Source organism: Rhizobium skierniewicense (assembly GCF_014196515.1).
GTDB lineage: Bacteria > Pseudomonadota > Alphaproteobacteria > Rhizobiales > Rhizobiaceae > Agrobacterium > Agrobacterium skierniewicense.
The window spans coordinates 85,270-101,155 of record NZ_JACIDV010000012.1 but is presented as its reverse complement, the minus strand read 5'-3'; the positions used below and the strand labels follow the sequence as shown (position 1 = coordinate 101,155).

At 56.5% G+C, this 15,886-nt stretch carries 15 protein-coding genes; 1 reads left to right on the top strand and 14 read right to left on the bottom strand.

Going from position 1 to position 15,886, the window contains the following annotated elements; translation table 11 throughout:
- The first annotated feature begins 28 nt into the window (after nt 1–28).
- Nucleotides 29–1,318 carry a citrate synthase gene (gene gltA, locus GGQ73_RS18215; RefSeq protein WP_113492019.1) on the top strand — a complete coding sequence of 430 codons (1,290 nt, stop codon included), beginning with the start codon at nt 29–31 and terminating at the stop codon, nt 1,316–1,318.
- 253 nt (nt 1,319–1,571) lie between these two features.
- On the opposite strand, the gene lpxB is transcribed toward gltA, so the two are convergent.
- The 14 genes from lpxB to GGQ73_RS18145 all read right to left on the bottom strand — a co-directional run bounded on the left by lpxB (nt 1,572) and on the right by GGQ73_RS18145 (nt 15,874).
- Nucleotides 1,572–2,768 carry a lipid-A-disaccharide synthase gene (lpxB, locus tag GGQ73_RS18210; protein ID WP_183897335.1) on the bottom strand — a complete coding sequence of 399 codons (1,197 nt, stop codon included), beginning with the start codon at nt 2,766–2,768 and terminating at the stop codon, nt 1,572–1,574.
- Nucleotides 2,765–3,631 (bottom strand): LpxI family protein, encoded by an 867-nt coding sequence (locus tag GGQ73_RS18205; RefSeq protein WP_183897334.1) that lies wholly within the window; start codon nt 3,629–3,631, stop codon nt 2,765–2,767. Before GGQ73_RS18205 ends, lpxB begins: the two co-directional genes overlap by 4 nt.
- A 3-nt stretch (nt 3,632–3,634) precedes the next feature.
- Nucleotides 3,635–4,447, bottom strand: coding sequence for an acyl-ACP--UDP-N-acetylglucosamine O-acyltransferase (gene lpxA / locus GGQ73_RS18200; RefSeq protein WP_183897333.1), 813 nt, complete (start codon nt 4,445–4,447; stop codon nt 3,635–3,637).
- The gene (fabZ, locus tag GGQ73_RS18195; RefSeq protein WP_045230517.1) at nt 4,444–4,911 is read right to left on the bottom strand and encodes a 3-hydroxyacyl-ACP dehydratase FabZ; all 468 of its coding nucleotides are present in this window, start codon (nt 4,909–4,911) and stop codon (nt 4,444–4,446) included. Before fabZ ends, lpxA begins: the two co-directional genes overlap by 4 nt.
- Entirely contained in the window at nt 4,904–5,971 is a 1,068-nt protein-coding gene (gene lpxD / locus GGQ73_RS18190) for a UDP-3-O-(3-hydroxymyristoyl)glucosamine N-acyltransferase (protein ID WP_183897332.1), read from the bottom strand. Before lpxD ends, fabZ begins: the two co-directional genes overlap by 8 nt.
- Nucleotides 5,972–6,020: 49 nt before the next feature.
- Nucleotides 6,021–8,345 carry an outer membrane protein assembly factor BamA gene (gene bamA, locus GGQ73_RS18185; RefSeq protein WP_174152886.1) on the bottom strand — a complete coding sequence of 775 codons (2,325 nt, stop codon included), beginning with the start codon at nt 8,343–8,345 and terminating at the stop codon, nt 6,021–6,023.
- A gap of 201 nt (nt 8,346–8,546) precedes the next feature.
- Complete coding sequence (gene rseP / locus GGQ73_RS18180; protein ID WP_183897331.1) at nt 8,547–9,680, bottom strand: RIP metalloprotease RseP; 1,134 nt, start codon at nt 9,678–9,680, stop codon at nt 8,547–8,549.
- 36 nt (nt 9,681–9,716) lie between these two features.
- Nucleotides 9,717–10,550: a phosphatidate cytidylyltransferase gene (locus tag GGQ73_RS18175; RefSeq protein WP_183897330.1), complete on the bottom strand. Its 834-nt coding sequence runs from the start codon at nt 10,548–10,550 to the stop codon at nt 9,717–9,719.
- Nucleotides 10,550–11,293: an isoprenyl transferase gene (locus GGQ73_RS18170; protein WP_183897329.1), complete on the bottom strand. Its 744-nt coding sequence runs from the start codon at nt 11,291–11,293 to the stop codon at nt 10,550–10,552. Before GGQ73_RS18170 ends, GGQ73_RS18175 begins: the two co-directional genes overlap by 1 nt.
- A 59-nt stretch (nt 11,294–11,352) precedes the next feature.
- Complete coding sequence (gene frr, locus GGQ73_RS18165; protein ID WP_174152882.1) at nt 11,353–11,910, bottom strand: ribosome recycling factor; 558 nt, start codon at nt 11,908–11,910, stop codon at nt 11,353–11,355.
- A 65-nt stretch (nt 11,911–11,975) separates the two neighbouring features.
- The gene (pyrH, locus tag GGQ73_RS18160; protein ID WP_045230636.1) at nt 11,976–12,698 is read right to left on the bottom strand and encodes a UMP kinase; all 723 of its coding nucleotides are present in this window, start codon (nt 12,696–12,698) and stop codon (nt 11,976–11,978) included.
- Nucleotides 12,699–12,895: 197 nt separating this feature from the next.
- A complete protein-coding gene (gene tsf, locus GGQ73_RS18155; RefSeq protein ID WP_183897328.1) occupies nt 12,896–13,822 on the bottom strand; it encodes a translation elongation factor Ts in 927 nt (308 codons plus the stop codon).
- A 248-nt stretch (nt 13,823–14,070) separates the two neighbouring features.
- Nucleotides 14,071–14,850, bottom strand: coding sequence for a 30S ribosomal protein S2 (rpsB, locus tag GGQ73_RS18150; protein ID WP_183897327.1), 780 nt, complete (start codon nt 14,848–14,850; stop codon nt 14,071–14,073).
- Between the two features lie 181 nt (nt 14,851–15,031).
- A complete protein-coding gene (locus GGQ73_RS18145) occupies nt 15,032–15,874 on the bottom strand; it encodes a cell envelope integrity EipB family protein (protein WP_183897326.1) in 843 nt (280 codons plus the stop codon).
- Between the last annotated feature and the right edge of the window lie 12 nt (nt 15,875–15,886).

Sequence of the window (15,886 nt, the reverse complement as noted above, 5' to 3'; positions counted from 1 at the left end):
CATCGCCTGCATATTTCGGAGGTATGGTATGACGGAAACTAGCGCGACAGTGACACTCGGCGATAATAAGGTCGATCTTCCTGTCCGAGAAGGCACGATCGGACCTAAGGTCGTCGATATCGGCACGCTTTACAAAAATACCGGCACCTTCACCTACGACCCCGGCTTTACATCGACTGCGTCTTGCGAGTCCAAGATCACCTACATCGATGGCGACGAAGGCGTTCTGTTGCACCGCGGCTACCCTATCGAGCAACTGGCCGAACAGGGTGACTTCCTCGAAACCTGCTATCTGCTGCTCTACGGCGAACTGCCCACGACCGCGCAGAAGAAGGATTTCGACACCCGCGTGACGCGCCACACCATGGTGCATGAGCAGATGAGCCGCTTCTTCACCGGCTATCGCCGCGACGCCCACCCGATGGCCGTCATGTGCGGCACGGTCGGCGCACTCTCTGCCTTCTATCACGACTCGACCGACATCACCGATCCGCATCAGCGCATGGTCGCCTCGCTGCGAATGATCGCCAAGATGCCGACGATTGCGGCAATGGCCTATAAATACCACATCGGCCAGCCCTTCGTGTATCCGAAGAACGACCTGGACTACGCGTCCAACTTCCTCAACATGTGCTTTGCCGTGCCATGCGAAGATTACAAGGTCGATCCGGTACTGGCTCGCGCCATGGATCGCATCTTCATCCTGCATGCAGACCACGAGCAGAACGCATCGACATCTACGGTTCGCCTTGCCGGCTCTTCCGGTGCAAACCCGTTCGCGTGTATTGCCGCTGGCATCGCCTGCCTTTGGGGCCCTGCTCACGGTGGCGCCAACGAAGCTGCGCTCAACATGCTCAACGAAATCGGTTCGGTCGATCGCATTCCTGAATACATCGCCCGCGCCAAGGACAAGAACGACCCGTTCCGCCTGATGGGCTTTGGTCACCGCGTCTATAAGAACTACGACCCGCGCGCCAAGATCATGCAGAAGACGATGTATGAAGTTCTGGAAGCCACCGGCAATGGTGACGACCCGATCATGCAGGTTGCTCTCGAGCTCGAGAAGATTGCTCTGTCCGATCCCTACTTTGTCGAGAAGAAGCTATATCCGAACGTCGATTTCTACTCTGGCATCACGCTGAAGGCGCTCGGCTTCCCAACGACCATGTTCACCGTTCTGTTCGCGCTCGCCCGCACCGTCGGCTGGATCGCACAGTGGAACGAAATGATCGAAGATCCGCAGCAGCGCATTGGCCGCCCTCGCCAGCTCTATACGGGCGCGGCAAAGCGCGATTACACACCAGTCTCAAAGCGCTAAGCTTTAACCGTTATAACGAACAAAAAAGCCGGGTTTTCTGCCCGGCTTTTTCTACGATTATAGCTGTATCAACAATGTTCAGTGCCATTATCAATGCGTCGACATCCCTGAAAACGTCTCCGTTCAGGCGTTTTCAGTGTCGCGCGTACGATCTCCGGCGGGCTGATTTCTTGGACGTTTCTTTCCTAAATGGAGACGGCACGCAAGAAGCCATCGCGGGCGAAATGCATCTCCTCGAGCATTATGGCCAATGTCATGTCGCGCGACCGAATGCACCTGTCTTGAGCCGATAGGTGGACAGTAGTATTTCTGCTCCGACCTCACCCGGCGGGCGTGTCGTTCGCAATCTCTCCTGCACCAGCGCAAAGCCTTCCAGCATTGCCTTCCGCTGGAGCGTATCGGATGACAGGCGCTCGGCCCAGCGCAACATGGAGCCGGCGCGTACGACCTCGTTGATATATTCAGGCACCACTGCGTAGTCCGCAATCAAGTTGGGAAGCGCACCGGTCCAGGTCTTTATGCGCCTGCTCAGCATCGTGAAAATCCAGTCCGTCTTGTAGACGGATACGACGGGCACGTTGGCAAGGGCGAGCTCCAGAATAACGGTGCCGGATGCAGCAATCGCGGCGTCGGCTTCAGCGAACGCTTTCCATTTGAATGCGGTATCCGTACCGATTTCGGGACGGATGTAATCTGGCCAAGACGCGGCAAGTTCACGGATGCGCCCTTCCTGACGGGGAACCGTGGGAAGCACGAAACGGGTCGGCCCGTTGCGCTCGACAAAATCTGTCGCTGCTGTTTGGAACGGCTCCATCAAGCGGGTCGTTTCCGTCGAACGTGAACCCGGCAGCAAGAGAATGGTTCTCGGCTCACCTGCGGTTGGCAAGGGCCGCGCCGCACGCGCCTCGCGAACAGCAAGCAGGTCCTTGTCCACACTCAGGCGGTGACCGACGAACGTGGTCGGTGGACCGCCAAGGCGGCGCATGGTGTCCGGCTCGAACGGCAACAGCGCCAGGACGTGGTCGACATAGGACACCATCGCCGCCGCGCGCTGTTCTTTCCAGGCCCATACACTGGGGCAGACATAGTTGACGACAGGCAGATTGGGCATGGCTTTACGAACGCGCCTTGCCACACGGTGCGTGAAATCCGGGCTGTCGATGATCAACAAAACATCTGGTTTGGCCGCGATGATGGCATTCGTCGTTTCCTTGATTCTTGCAATCAGTTGCGGCAGTTTTTTCAGGACCTGGGTGAAGCCCATGATCGAAAGTTCCGAGTAATCGAAGAACGAAACCAGACCTTCAGCCATCAAGGCGTCGCCACCGACACCCGACAGTTCGATCCGACCTGAATATTGCGCTTTCAAAGCCCGCACCAGATCAGCACCCAGCAGATCCCCGGAGACTTCACCCGCGATGACGGCAAGCTTGAGCACGCTGTCGGTCACATCAATTCTCCCACAAGCCCTGTATCGATACCGCAGACAAACAACCCCGCCTCATTGGCTGCCTGCAACATGGTCTCGCGGTCGAGCACGAAAGCCCTGCCCGCTTCCACGGCAATGCCGGCAAGCCCGGCCTTGGCGGCGTTCTGTACCGTCGAGGGACCAATGGTCGGCAAATCGGCGCGGATATCCTGCTGGGGTTTGCACAGTTTGACCAGAACGCCCTTTCGGCGGCTGGAAATACGGCCTTCGGCACGCAGTAAGGCCACACGAGCGAGCATTCCGTCGGTGCCCTCAACGCCCTCCAGCGCAACGAGACGACCGCCGACGGAAACAGAACCCTGCCCCACATCGAGCGCGCCCAGCGCAAGCGCTGCACGCGCTGCCTTGGCAATATCACGACGATCCTCATCGCTGGGCTCTATCTTTCCCAGAGACCCTGTGGTCGCCAGCAGACCTGGTGCGATCTCATGGGCGCCGATCACCCGCGCGCCTTGGGCCTCAATCAGCCCGATCACCATCTGAAGCACCGTGTCGTCACCGCCGGACAGAAGCGTGCGGATGATCGACGGCACCTTCGCGATCATCTTGAAATTGGGCCGGATTTCCCGCCACTCCGGTCTATGGGAAACAGCCCCGGATAGAACGACACGGCCTATGCCGTGGCTCGCCAAGAGTTTGCCGAGGCTCGACACGTCGCCAATGCTGATCGAAGCATTTTCAAACTGCGACCAGTCGAGATCGGCATGGTTCTGCAAGCGGATGATGAAGGGCGTCTCCCCGGCGTCTCGTGCAGCTTCCGCCACATAATAGGGAAGAAACCCGCTGCCCGCGATGATCGCCAGACGCCCCACATCCTCTGACACGGGCTATTTTCCACGGTTGGGCGAAGAGATGGCCCTGTCATTGGCGGCGGCAATAAAGTCGATGATTTCAAGCGCCTGTGGGCAGTCCAGAAACTCGTCACGAACAGCAGCAGCGTTCGCCCGCACGCTGCCTTCGCTTTCAAATATCTGCTTGTAGGCGCGTCGAACCTTGTGGATTTCAGCCCGCTCGATGCCCGCACGGGTCATTCCAACAATGTTGAGCCCGCTGAGAATACCCGGATTGCCGTTCAGCATACCATAGGGAATGACATCATAGCTGACGGCAGACAGCCCGCCGATGAAAGCCTGGCGGCCGACGCGGGTGAACTGGTGGACGGCGGAGCCGCCGCCCAGAATGGCGCGATCTTCGATCGTGACATGGCCAGCCAGCATGACATTATTCGAAAGGATGACATGATTGCCGAGGCGGCAGTCATGTGCCACATGCGCGTAAGCCAGAAAGAGATTGTTGTTGCCGATAACAGTGGTGCCGCCATGCTCGACGGTGCCGGTGTTCATCGTCACACCCTCGCGAATTGTACAATTTTCGCCAATCACGAGTGTCGTATCAACAGCGCTATGATGGGCACTCTGCGAATCTCCACCGATGACTGCGGACGGCCAGATCTTTGTGCCCTTGCCGACGGTCGTGCAGCCCAGCACAACGACGTGGCTGATCAACTGAACGTCATCATGCAAAGTGACTTTCGAGCCAACATGGCAAAACGGACCGACAACGACGTTTTCACCGACGACCGCACCGTCTTCGATGAAAGACATCGGGTGAATTCTGGCCGAAGCCGCAATCTTGCTCATTGCTGATCCTCAGGGATCATCATCGCACCGATATCCGCCTCAGCCACCAGAACACCGTCCACCTTCGCATCGCAATGAAATTTCCAGACATTGCCGCGCTGGCGCTGCTTTACCACGTAGATTTCAAGTCGGTCGCCCGGCACGACTGGCTTGCGGAAGCGGGCATTGTCGATGGTCATGAAGTAAACAAGGTGACCGCCGTCGCCCTGTTTGCGGGCGCAGATGGCGCCCGCCGTTTGCGCCATCGCTTCCACGATGAGGACGCCCGGCATGATGGGACGATCGGGAAAGTGACCGGTAAAATGCGGCTCGTTAACGGTCACATTCTTGATGCCGGTTGCCGAATTGTCGGCATCGATATCGATGATCTTGTCGATCAGCAAAAAGGGATAACGATGTGGCAGCAGCTTCATCACTTCAAGGATGTCAGCCGCGCCAAGCGTCGTTTTTGTCTCTTCAGACATTCTTCTTCTCTCCTGTCTTCTTATCTCGCTCTTCAGCGCGCGCCAGCAGTTCTGCCATGTCGCGCAGGAAATGTTTGAGCGGCCGCGCCGGAATGCCACCATATTTGGCACCAGCCGGCACATCCGCGACAACGCCGCTCATCGCCGCGATCTGCGCCCCGTCCCCAATATTGATGTGACCGTTGATGCCGCTGGCACCGCCAATCATCACACCGTCACCGATACGGGTGCTGCCAGCAATGCCAACCTTGCTGACGATTCCGCAATGGCGACCGATGCGCACATTGTGGCCAATCTGAACCTGGTTGTCGATTTTCGTGCCTTCACCAATCACCGTATCATCCATGGTGCCACGGTCGACAGTGGTGTTTGCACCGATCTCGACATGATCCTGAATGATGACCCGACCGATTTGTACAATCTTGATCATGCCACGTGGGCCGGGTGCGTAACCGAAACCATCCTGTCCGATGCGAGCACCGTTATGAATGATGACACCATTGCCGATCAAAGCCGAAAGGACGCTCGCACCACCGGCAATCGTGCAGTCGCGTCCGATCTGAACATCAGCACCGATGATTGCGCCGGGCCCAATACGCGTGCCGGAACCTATATGCACATTTGCGCCAATGACAGCCAGCGGTTCGACGATCACACCAGCCTCGAGCTTCGCGGTCGAATCGATATGCGCTGAGGATGATATCTGTGTGTTCTGCTCAATGATCGCAGAAGGCTTCATGGCCGATTCGTGCAAAAGCGCGCCAGCCTGAGCAAAGAGGGTGTGCGGATTTTTGCAAATCAAAGCGGGAATATTGGCAGGTACCAGATTTTGAAGCGCTGGATCGCAGATGATCGCTGCAGCCTCGCAGGTCAGCAGCTCCTCGCGGTTCTTTCGGGAAAGAATGTAGCACAGCTGATCCGACTTTGCCCGGTACACCGGCGAAATCGAACGCACCAGGCGCTCACCAGCGGTCTCGTCAGACAGTTCCGCCCCAAGACGGTCAGCGATATCTTTCAATCGCATGCCTTCGTGGGGCGGAAAAAAAGCATTATATTCCATCAACCGTATACTCCAGAACGTTCAAACTTGCAGTTCTGGACTGCCGATATCAGAAAGTGTTGGACATGCCAAACCGGAAGTTCTGCACTTCGTCGTAGTCTTCCTTCATGAATGGCACTGCGTAGTCGACGCGCAGAGGACCAAACGGTGACGCCCACATCAGGCCGACACCGGCAGATGCACGGATCGAGCTGTCGTCCTTCACACCGGCGCTGTTGGCAACCTTGTTACCGTAAAGCGTACCGGCATCGACAAAGCCAGCGAGACGAAGACCGAAGTCCTCTGGCACACCCGGCATAGGCGCTGTCAGTTCAGCAGACGCTGCGAAATATGTCGTTCCGCCGATTGCATCGTCACCGATACGTGGGCCGATACCGTCGTTTTCGAAGCCGCGGATCACGCGACCACCGATCTTGAACTGGTCGAAGACAAGCAGGTTGTCACCTGTCGGCGCAACGTAACCGGCCTGACCGGTCAGCGAGCCGATGATGTCATACTCATCAGACAGAGTATGATAGTAACGAGCCTTGGCATAAATCTTGTAGTATTCGGAATCGCCACCCAGTCCAGCAAACTCGTTGGTCAACGAACCCTGCCAGCCAGAACGCGGCATGTTACGGTCGTCAAGCGAGTTGTAGGCCAGAGTGTTGGAAATGCTTGACTGAACCCATTCACCGTTATTCTGATCAATCAGATCGACATAAGGCTGAGCAAGGTTCGCACGATAGTCGTCCTCACCATCATATTGAATCTGCTTGTAGGTATACTTGAACGTCGTCGCCAGATTTTCCGTAATCGGAGCGGTCACGCGAAGCGCGAAGCCCTGCTCGTCATAATCGTAGTAATCTTCGCTCGAGCTCTGGCTCTTGAACAGGTCAAAACCAGCGGCAAGACGGTATCCGAGGAAATAGGGTTCGGTGAACGAGAAGTTGTAGCTCCGTGCGTCGTCCTGGCCCGCACCCGCTGCAATGCGGATATACTGGCCGCGGCCGAGGAAGTTCTTTTCTTCGATCGATGCTTCAAGCAGCGCGCCATCGTTCTGGGAGTAACCAGCACCGATACCGAACGAGCCTGTCGCCTGATCTTCGACATCCACCACGATCACGACACGGTCCGGGGCGCTGCCCTGGGACGTACCGATATTGACCTTGGAGAAGTAACCGAGAGCCTCCAAACGACGCTTTGCAGCGGTGATGATCGTCTGGTTGAACGCGTCGCCTTCGCTGATGTCGAATTCGCGACGGATGACATAGTCACGTGTACGAGTGTTGCCACGGATTTCGATACGCTCGACGTAAGCGCGTTCGCCCTGATCAACGATATAGGTGACGCCGATGGTGTTGCCGTTCATGTCGCGGTCACCACGAGGCGTGACGCGTGCGAAAGGATAACCCTCCGCGGACACGCGCTTGGAAATCGCTTCCATGCTCTGCTGAACTTCCTTGGCGCTGTAGCCGGAACCAGCCTTGGTTTCGACGAGGCCTTGAAGCTGCGAACCATCAACGCCAGGCACTGTGGATTCGACAGCCACATTACCAAACGCGTAGCGCTGACCTTCATCAACGGTGATGGTGATCGTGTATTCGTTGGTGGCCTCATCCAGCACGGCGTCAGACGACGTTACGCGGAAGTCGGCGTAGCCACGGTTATAATAGAACTGGCGTAGCGCTTCTTCGTCAGCGCGCAACTTGTCCTCGTTGTAGACATCCTTGCGCGTCAGGAACGACAGCATGTTGGATTTCTTGGTGTTGAGGACGGCAGCGAGACGGCCATCGCTATAGGCATTGTTGCCAACAAAATCGATACGGGCGATCTTTGTGCGCTCACCTTCGTTGATCACGAATGCGAGGTTGACACGACCCTGACCAACATTGACGACCTGCGTTGTCACCTGGATGTCGCTACGACCAATAGCCGCATAGGCGTCCTTGATGCGAGCAATGTCAGCGGTCACAAGGGTCTGATCGTAAGGCCCGAGAGACTGTGTCTGCACGATGCCCTGAAGCTTGTCGTCCTTGATCTTGCGGTTGCCGTTGAACACGACCTGATTGACGAGATTGTTTTCACGCACCGTCACAACCAGCGTGCTGCCGGAAACACTCATGCTGACATTGGAGAAATAGCCGGTCGCGTAAAGACGCTTGACCGATTCATCAATGTCAGAGTTGGAAAAATTGCGACCGGGTGCAATGGTGATGTTGGAGCGAACAGCGTCCGCACCGGCGCGTTCTGCGCCTCGCACATCAACGCGCTGGATAACCGCTGCGTTTGCAACACCAGAAGAAGCAAGTACCCCCAGGACTGCGACGGAAGAAACACCAGCAGACAGCGCAACCGCCGACACCGCGTTCAAAAATCTTGAACCAGCCTTCATTTTCAATTCTTACCTTTTCCCGTTGTCCCTCAGCGGGCGGAACCCGACTCCGGCCATCTGCGTCGTTTTTACCTGCTTTTACTCTACAAGCAAGCCCGACGGTTAATTTCTATTTACTTCGCAAGCCACCGTGGCTCAATCGCCACTTTGGCATCAAAACAAGGTAAATACCCCCTTAACAAAACAGCCCCAAAGCCACCTTTAGCCGATCAAGCTGCTGATATCATTCCACGTGGCGAAAACCATCAAGCTGAAAATCATCGCCAGACCAATGCGGAATGCCACCTCCTGCGCACCCGATCCAAGCGGCCTGCCCCTCACCGCCTCGATGGCGTAGAAAAGAAGATGACCACCATCCAGAATCGGGACGGGCATCAAATTAAGAAGACCTATCGACACCGAAAGCAAGGCTGCAAGCTGAATTACCGCTGCAAAACCGAGCGATGCCATCTGACCTGATGCTTGCGCGACACGCACAGGCCCGCCCAGTTGATCGGCGTTCATGCGGCCCGTCACGAGATTTCCGATATAAGCGAAGGTTCCCGTGACCACATGGCCGGTCTCGCGAACGCCCTCGACCAGCGCGTCGGTGGGCGAATAGGTCACGTGCCGGAAATTGCCTCGGGTTTGATCGGTCACGATACCGATAATGCCCAGTTCCATCTTGTTGCCGAACTGGTCCTTCGTTTCGGTGCGGGTCGGTACCATGGGCAGCGACAATTCCTGTCCGTTGCGCTCGACCGTCACGGAAATCTGTGTGCCTGGACGGATGGCAACGTAGCGGCGGACGTCTTCGAATGTCTTGACCTTCTCCCCATCGATCGCAACCAGTCTATCCCCCGCCAGCACGCCCGCCGCTTGTGCAGCGCTGTTTTCGCGCACTTCCGAGACGATCGGATCGGAGATCATGCGGCCATAGATCGTGAAGAGAGCGGCAAAGATCAAAATTGCGAGGAGGAAGTTGGCGATGGGCCCGGCCGCAACGGTGGCAGCTCTTTTCCACAGTTTTGCGCCTGCAAGCGTCTGCGCACGCTCTTCCAGTGTCAATCCGGCCAGACCTTCGCTATCAGGCTTGCTGGACACGTCGTCGTCGCCGAAGAATTTGACATAGCCACCGAGTGGAATGGCTGAAATTTTCCAGCGCGTGCCGTGCTTGTCCGTGAAGCCGACAAGTTCTGGACCAAAGCCTACGGAAAACGCCGTGGATCTGATGCCGCACCAGCGTCCGACAAGATAATGACCCATCTCATGAACGAAAACGAGAAGAGAAAGAACAAGAATGAACGGCACCATATAACCGGTCAAGAAACCAACCGACGCCGTTACCATATCCATCATCCAAGTCCTTCGTTTATTGCCTGAGAGCCACCATCAGAAGCCGGGCAGAATTCCGCCGCCTGATCCTGGCACATCACCGGTTATCGCCGCGTGAACGACAGCAATGAGGAATACGGTAAAGCAGGCAAAAACAAGTCCGTCAACCCGATCCATAAAGCCGCCATGACCGGGAATGAGGTGGCTGGAATCCTTCACCTGAAAGCGACGCTTGATGAAGGATTCGAAGAGATCGCCGATCTGGCTGAACACAGAAAGAAGAAGTGCAAGCCCGACAATCACAAAGCTGATCCGCCCGTGATAGCCGGCCGCGACCGCCCCGCCCGCAAAAACGCCAGATACGGTGCCGCCAATCGCGCCCGACCATGTCTTGCCGGGAGAGATGGCTGGAGCAAGTTTCGGCCCACCGATGGCGCGTCCAACGAAATAGGCCAAGATGTCGGTTGCCCATACGACGGAAAACACAAACAGCATCGCGGCGAGGCCGGTCTGCTCGTCTCCGCGAATAGCGGCAAGTGAAATACCGCTAAGACCTGCATAGACGATACCGCTGACCAGCCACCAGTTGCGTCCGCGCAGAACCGGAAACAGCGCCGCCGTCAATGTAAAGCCTGACAACAATGGAAGATCGAGCGATGGCTCACCGAAAATCGTATTGCCGCTCATCACGGCAACCGAAAACCATCCCCAGGCATAGCCGGTGGGATTAGTTTCCGACAATTTCGTAATTGTGCTCCATTCGTAATAGATCAGCAGTGCCAGCAACCCAGCCATCAGGCGGAACATCATTCCGCCGTACCACGTGGCGGCCAGGATGATCACGGCCATAACGATGCCGGATATAATACGTAGTCTGAGTTCGCGGCTCATCAGACGCCTGCCAGCGCAACTTGATCCGACAGGCCGCCAAACCTGCGATCGCGCGTCATATACTGGTCGATGGCCGCCAAGAAGGTCTTGCGATCGAAGTCAGGCCAGTAGTCAGGAATAAACAGGAATTCGGAATAGGCCGCCTGCCACAACAGGAAATTCGAAAGCCGCTCTTCGCCGCTGGTGCGGATAATAAGATCGGGATCGGGTATGCCTGCCGTATCCAGACGGGCTGCAATCGCATCCGGGTTGATCTCGGATGCGTCGAGCTTGCCCTCGGCCACGTCTCTGGCAAGCGAGGCCGCCGCACGGGCTATTTCATCACGGGAGCCGTAATTGAAGGCGATCACCAGCGTCAGTGCGGTGTTCTCGCATGTTCTCTCTTCGGCCTCGGTCAGCAGCTTACGGATATCGTCCTTGAGACCGGATCGATCCCCGATGATCCGAACGCGGACATTTTCCTTGTGCAGATCGGCAAGGTCACGACGGATGAAGGCCTTGAGAAGCCCCAGCAGATCCATGACCTCGGTTTCCGGCCGGCGCCAGTTCTCGGAAGAGAAGGCAAACAGCGTCAGATATTTGAGGCCATATTCGCCGGCTGCACGCACGGTTTCCCGCACGGCCTCGACGCCACGCCGATGACCCATGAGCCGTGGAAGCCCGCGCTGCTTTGCCCAACGCCCGTTGCCATCCATAATGATGGCAACATGCTCAGGGTGTGAGGAACGTGTAATGTTCGACATCTCGATCCAGTTTAAGCAGCACGGAATTGAAGGAAAAAATCGACGAGCTCAAGAGCCGACTATACCTGCATGATTTCTCTTTCTTTCTCTGCAAGCAAGCGATCAATTTCCGAAATCGTTTCATCCGTCATTTTCTGGACTTTCTCAGACAGCGCCCGGCTGTCGTCCTGACCGATGTCGCCGTCCTTTTCAGCTTTCTTCAGCCCATCCATACCATCGCGACGGACGTGGCGAATAGCGACCTTGGCCTTCTCCGCGTAGTCATGCGCGACCTTGACGAGCGACTTGCGACGCTCTTCATTGAGTTCAGGCAAGGGAATACGCAGGTTCTGCCCATCGACGATCGGGTTGAGGCCCAGATTGGATTCACGGATCGCACGATCGACAGCACCGACCATCGACTTGTCCCAGATGTTGACACCCAGCATGCGCGCTTCCGGAACCGTGATGTTGGCAACCTGAGAGAGCGGAACGCGAGAGCCGTAGGCATCGACCGTGACAGGATCGAGAATGTTTGCAGAGGCGCGCCCCGTACGAAGCGATGCGATGTCGCTCTTGAAAGCATTGATCGCCCCATCCATGCGACGCTTGATATCGTTGATGTCAGTACCACTCATATTCATACTCCGTCAGTTCTGGCCGATCTGGCCCAATTGCACACCGTGGAATCAGCGCCCGGCCATTATTTGTCGTGCACGATGGTCTTGCGACCGCCGCCCGTCAATATTGCTGCAAAACCGCCCTTCTCATGGATCGAGAAGACGATGATGGGAATGTGGTTTTCACGCGCAAGCGCGACCGCCGCAATATCCATGACCGCAAGTCCCTTGCCCAAGACTTCCGAATGAGTCAATTCGTCAAAGCGGGTCGCGGTCGGATCTTTCTTCGGATCGGCCGAGTAGATGCCATCGACCTGCGTTCCCTTGAAGATCGCTTCAGCGCCAATTTCTGCGGCGCGGAGTGCAGCGGCCGAGTCCGTCGTGAAAAACGGATTGCCTGTGCCGCCTGCAAAAATGACCACGCGACCCTGCGCCAGGTGCGAGAGTGTCGCGCGCTGGGAAAAGCTTTCGCAAATCTCGGGCATCGCGATCGCCGACAGAACCACCGTATCGATGTCGAGCTTGCGCAGCGAGGTCGCCAGCGCCAGCGCGTTGATGACGGTCGCGAGCATGCCCATGTGATCGCCGGTTACCCGGTCACCACCCTTGGATGCCACGGCGACGCCGCGGAAGATATTCCCACCGCCGACGACGACGCCGACCTCGACGCCCATGGCGCGTGCCTCGGCAATATCAGACGCGATGCGATCTGCGACGGCGACGTCGATACCAAAACCCTGATCGCCCATGAGGGCTTCGCCCGACGCCTTGAGAAGAACACGTTTATAAAGCGGCTTGGAAGACATCATGACTCCTTAAAGCATGTCGCGGACAGTCAGCCACCATTTGCGGCGACGACATGCGAGATCTAGAGAGAAACGCAACGGCGCACCAATCTTCAATAGATTGCCACGCGCTGCGAGGTATAACCGCATCGCGGATACACGAAGGGCACCGCGTTGTCACGCGATGCCCGGAGTTTTCCCGTATTTGGGTAAATGGATCAGCCCTTGGCGACGGCAGCAACTTCAGCTGCGAAATCGCTCTCTTCCTTCTCGATGCCTTCACCGAGAAGAAGGCGCGCCATGCCGACGACTTCGATCTTCGCGCCAGCTTCCTTTTCAGCTTCCTTTACGGCGTCACCAACGGTGATGTCAGGGTTGATGACGAAAGCCTGCGACAGAAGAGCAACTTCTTCGAAGAACTTGCGCATACGGCCATCGACCATCTTTTCGATGATGGCTTCAGGCTTGCCGGATTCGCGGGCCTGTTCGATGAAGACGTTGCGTTCGCGTTCAGCAACAGTCGCGTCAACTTCTTCAGAACGGATGGCAAGCGGGTTTGTGGCGGCAATATGCATGGCAATCTGACGGCCGATCGATGTGAGAACAGCCTTGTCGCCTTCCGACTGCAGCGCGACGAGAACGCCGAGCTTGCCGATGCCGTCGCCAGCAGCGTTATGAACATAGGTCGCGACAACGCCGTGCTTGACTTCGAGCAAAGCGGAGCGACGAAGCGCCATGTTCTCACCAATGGTCGCGATTGCGTCCTTGATGGTGTCGGAAACGGACTTGCCGGTTGCCGGATAGATCGCGGCAGCGATGGACTCGACCGTGCCATCTGTCGTCAGGCCGACAGATGCCGTACCGCGAACGATGTCCTGGAAGGCGTCGTTACGCGCAACGAAGTCGGTTTCCGAGTTGACTTCAACAACAACAGCCTTGTGACCGGCGGATGCGATACCAATGAGGCCTTCAGCAGCTGTCCGGCCAGACTTCTTGTCAGCCTTGGAAATGCCCTTGGCGCGCAACCAGTCGATTGCGGCTTCCATGTCACCGGCTGTCTCAGTCAGCGCCTTTTTGCAATCCATCATGCCTGCGCCAGACTTCTCGCGCAGTTCCTTTACCATTGCGGCTGTGATTTCGCTCATTGTGTGCCTCTTGTCGGTTCGTCGGTCACGGCGCGGTTGCTGCCAGACCTCAATCGGATTTTGGGAACGAATGTACCCGGAACTGTGACAGCCTGATGAAGAGGCTATCACGAAATATCATGAACCTCGCGCATCGCCATGCGGACCGCGCGGTTGAAACGAACAAGGCCGCCGAACTTTTCTAGTCCAGAACGGCCTTGTCTCGTCTCGTGGAGAAGGTGGCACATGGGTGCCACCCGTATAACGTATCAGGCAGCCGTACCGGCGCCAGCTTCGTCTTCAAGCGCAGGCTCGATCGGAGCTTCTTCAGAAGCGCCAATGTCGCGACCGGAAGAACCCTGCTGACGAGCGATACCGTCGATGGCTGCACGGGCAATCAGATCGCAATAGAGCGAGATTGCGCGCGATGCATCGTCGTTACCTGGGATCGGGAAGTCGATCTGATCTGGATCGCAGTTGCTGTCGATGATCGCAACAACCGGAATGCCAAGACGCTTGGCTTCTTCGATTGCGATCTTTTCCTTGTTGGTGTCAACAATGAACATCAGGTCAGGAACGCCGCCCATATCGCGGATACCGCCGAGAGCCTTTTCAAGCTTTTCGCGTTCGCGCTCAAGGTTCAGACGCTCTTTCTTGGAATAGCCAGCTGCGTCGGAGTTGAGGATTTCGTCGACCTTGCGCAGACGCGCGATCGAGTTGGAAATCGTCTTCCAGTTGGTCATCATGCCGCCGAGCCAACGCGAGTTGACATAGTACTGAGCAGAACGCTTTGCACTGTCGGCAATGATTTCCGAAGCCTGACGCTTCGTGCCAACGAACAGAACGCGACCGCCACGGGCAACCGTGTCAGACACGACCTGAAGGGCGCGCGACAGCAAAGGAACTGTCTGTGCCAAGTCGATGATGTGGATGTTGCTGCGGTCGCCGAAGATGTACGGCTTCATCTTCGGGTTCCAGCGATGTGTCTGGTGACCAAAGTGAACGCCAGCTTCCAGAAGCTGACGCATAGAGAAATCGGGCAATGCCATGCCTAGTTATCCTTTTCCGGTTTAACCCCCGCGAAGCAAACAGCGCCATCAAGATGGCACCACCGGGCGGAACGAACCGGATTTCTCCCGGAACATCCCAAGCTTCGCGTGTGGAATGGTCTGCCGCATACAGACTGTTTTGAAGAAACGCAAGCAAATATGCCGAAAATAACGAAATCGATCAGCGGACAGGCTGGTTATCACAGCTTTCCGGCTTGAGGATATCGAGCTTGGCCAGTTTTCCGGTCAGCACGAAATCTCCATAATCCATGGTCAGATCGCGTGTGATTCCATTGTCGTAAAGCTTGAACGACATACGATAGATAGGAAGCGAGTCGGCTCCAGCCTTGTCATTGTAATAGGCAATCGTCACGGGCCAGAACGGTGTCTTTGCAAAATCACCGGCTTTACCCGCATCTGCATCGCCGTCCGTGGGCGCCTGCTCCTTGCCCACCAAAGTAGACGTGATCAGACTTTCATCGCCATCATCGGAACCATCGAACACCCGAGATTCGAAAATACGCTTACCAAGTTTTGCATTCTCTATGACCTGCACCATGTGCTCTGTCGGAAATTCGCCGGCGACCAGATCGACCTTGCGCACATCGGGCTTGGTCAGGTCGATTTTCATCGCACCGTTATCATCCGCAGCGGAGCCCGTGACCTCCTTGTCCAGCTTGTCATCCGTAAAGGACTTGGTCTCGAAGGTGAATTTCTTGGACGCTACATCCTCGAACGTCGTCGTCTGCTGATCCGTCAGCCGCACCGCATCACCGGTGTTGATCTGGGTAACGAAGCGAAAGTCGGTTTTATAGCCTTTGCAGGAGGAACCCGTGAACTCGTAGACCATTCTGCCCGTCATGCCTTCGATGCCGGAACGATCAGACGCGTCCTTCAACTCCAGATCATAGACGGCGCGATGGGAGATGAGATTCGGAACGGTGGCAGGCACAGCGCTTGCGACGTCAGGCATCACCATAAAGGTGCCAGAGGCAAGTGCGATGGCAAGGTTCCTGACAAACATTCAATATCTCCT

Coding starts and splice junctions, on each gene's coding strand:
- GGQ73_RS18145 (WP_183897326.1), bottom strand. CDS start 15,874: ATGTTTGTCAGGAACCTTGCCATCGCACTTGCCTCTGGCACCTTTATG.
- fabZ (WP_045230517.1), bottom strand. CDS start 4,911: ATGTCTGAAGAGACAAAAACGACGCTTGGCGCGGCTGACATCCTTGAA.
- bamA (WP_174152886.1), bottom strand. CDS start 8,345: ATGAAGGCTGGTTCAAGATTTTTGAACGCGGTGTCGGCGGTTGCGCTG.
- tsf (WP_183897328.1), bottom strand. CDS start 13,822: ATGAGCGAAATCACAGCCGCAATGGTAAAGGAACTGCGCGAGAAGTCT.
- rseP (WP_183897331.1), bottom strand. CDS start 9,680: ATGGATATGGTAACGGCGTCGGTTGGTTTCTTGACCGGTTATATGGTG.
- rpsB (WP_183897327.1), bottom strand. CDS start 14,850: ATGGCATTGCCCGATTTCTCTATGCGTCAGCTTCTGGAAGCTGGCGTT.
- lpxA (WP_183897333.1), bottom strand. CDS start 4,447: ATGAGCAAGATTGCGGCTTCGGCCAGAATTCACCCGATGTCTTTCATC.
- GGQ73_RS18170 (WP_183897329.1), bottom strand. CDS start 11,293: ATGTCGAACATTACACGTTCCTCACACCCTGAGCATGTTGCCATCATT.
- pyrH (WP_045230636.1), bottom strand. CDS start 12,698: ATGTCTTCCAAGCCGCTTTATAAACGTGTTCTTCTCAAGGCGTCGGGC.
- GGQ73_RS18175 (WP_183897330.1), bottom strand. CDS start 10,550: ATGAGCCGCGAACTCAGACTACGTATTATATCCGGCATCGTTATGGCC.
- gltA (WP_113492019.1), top strand. CDS start 29: ATGACGGAAACTAGCGCGACAGTGACACTCGGCGATAATAAGGTCGAT.
- lpxD (WP_183897332.1), bottom strand. CDS start 5,971: ATGGAATATAATGCTTTTTTTCCGCCCCACGAAGGCATGCGATTGAAA.
- frr (WP_174152882.1), bottom strand. CDS start 11,910: ATGAGTGGTACTGACATCAACGATATCAAGCGTCGCATGGATGGGGCG.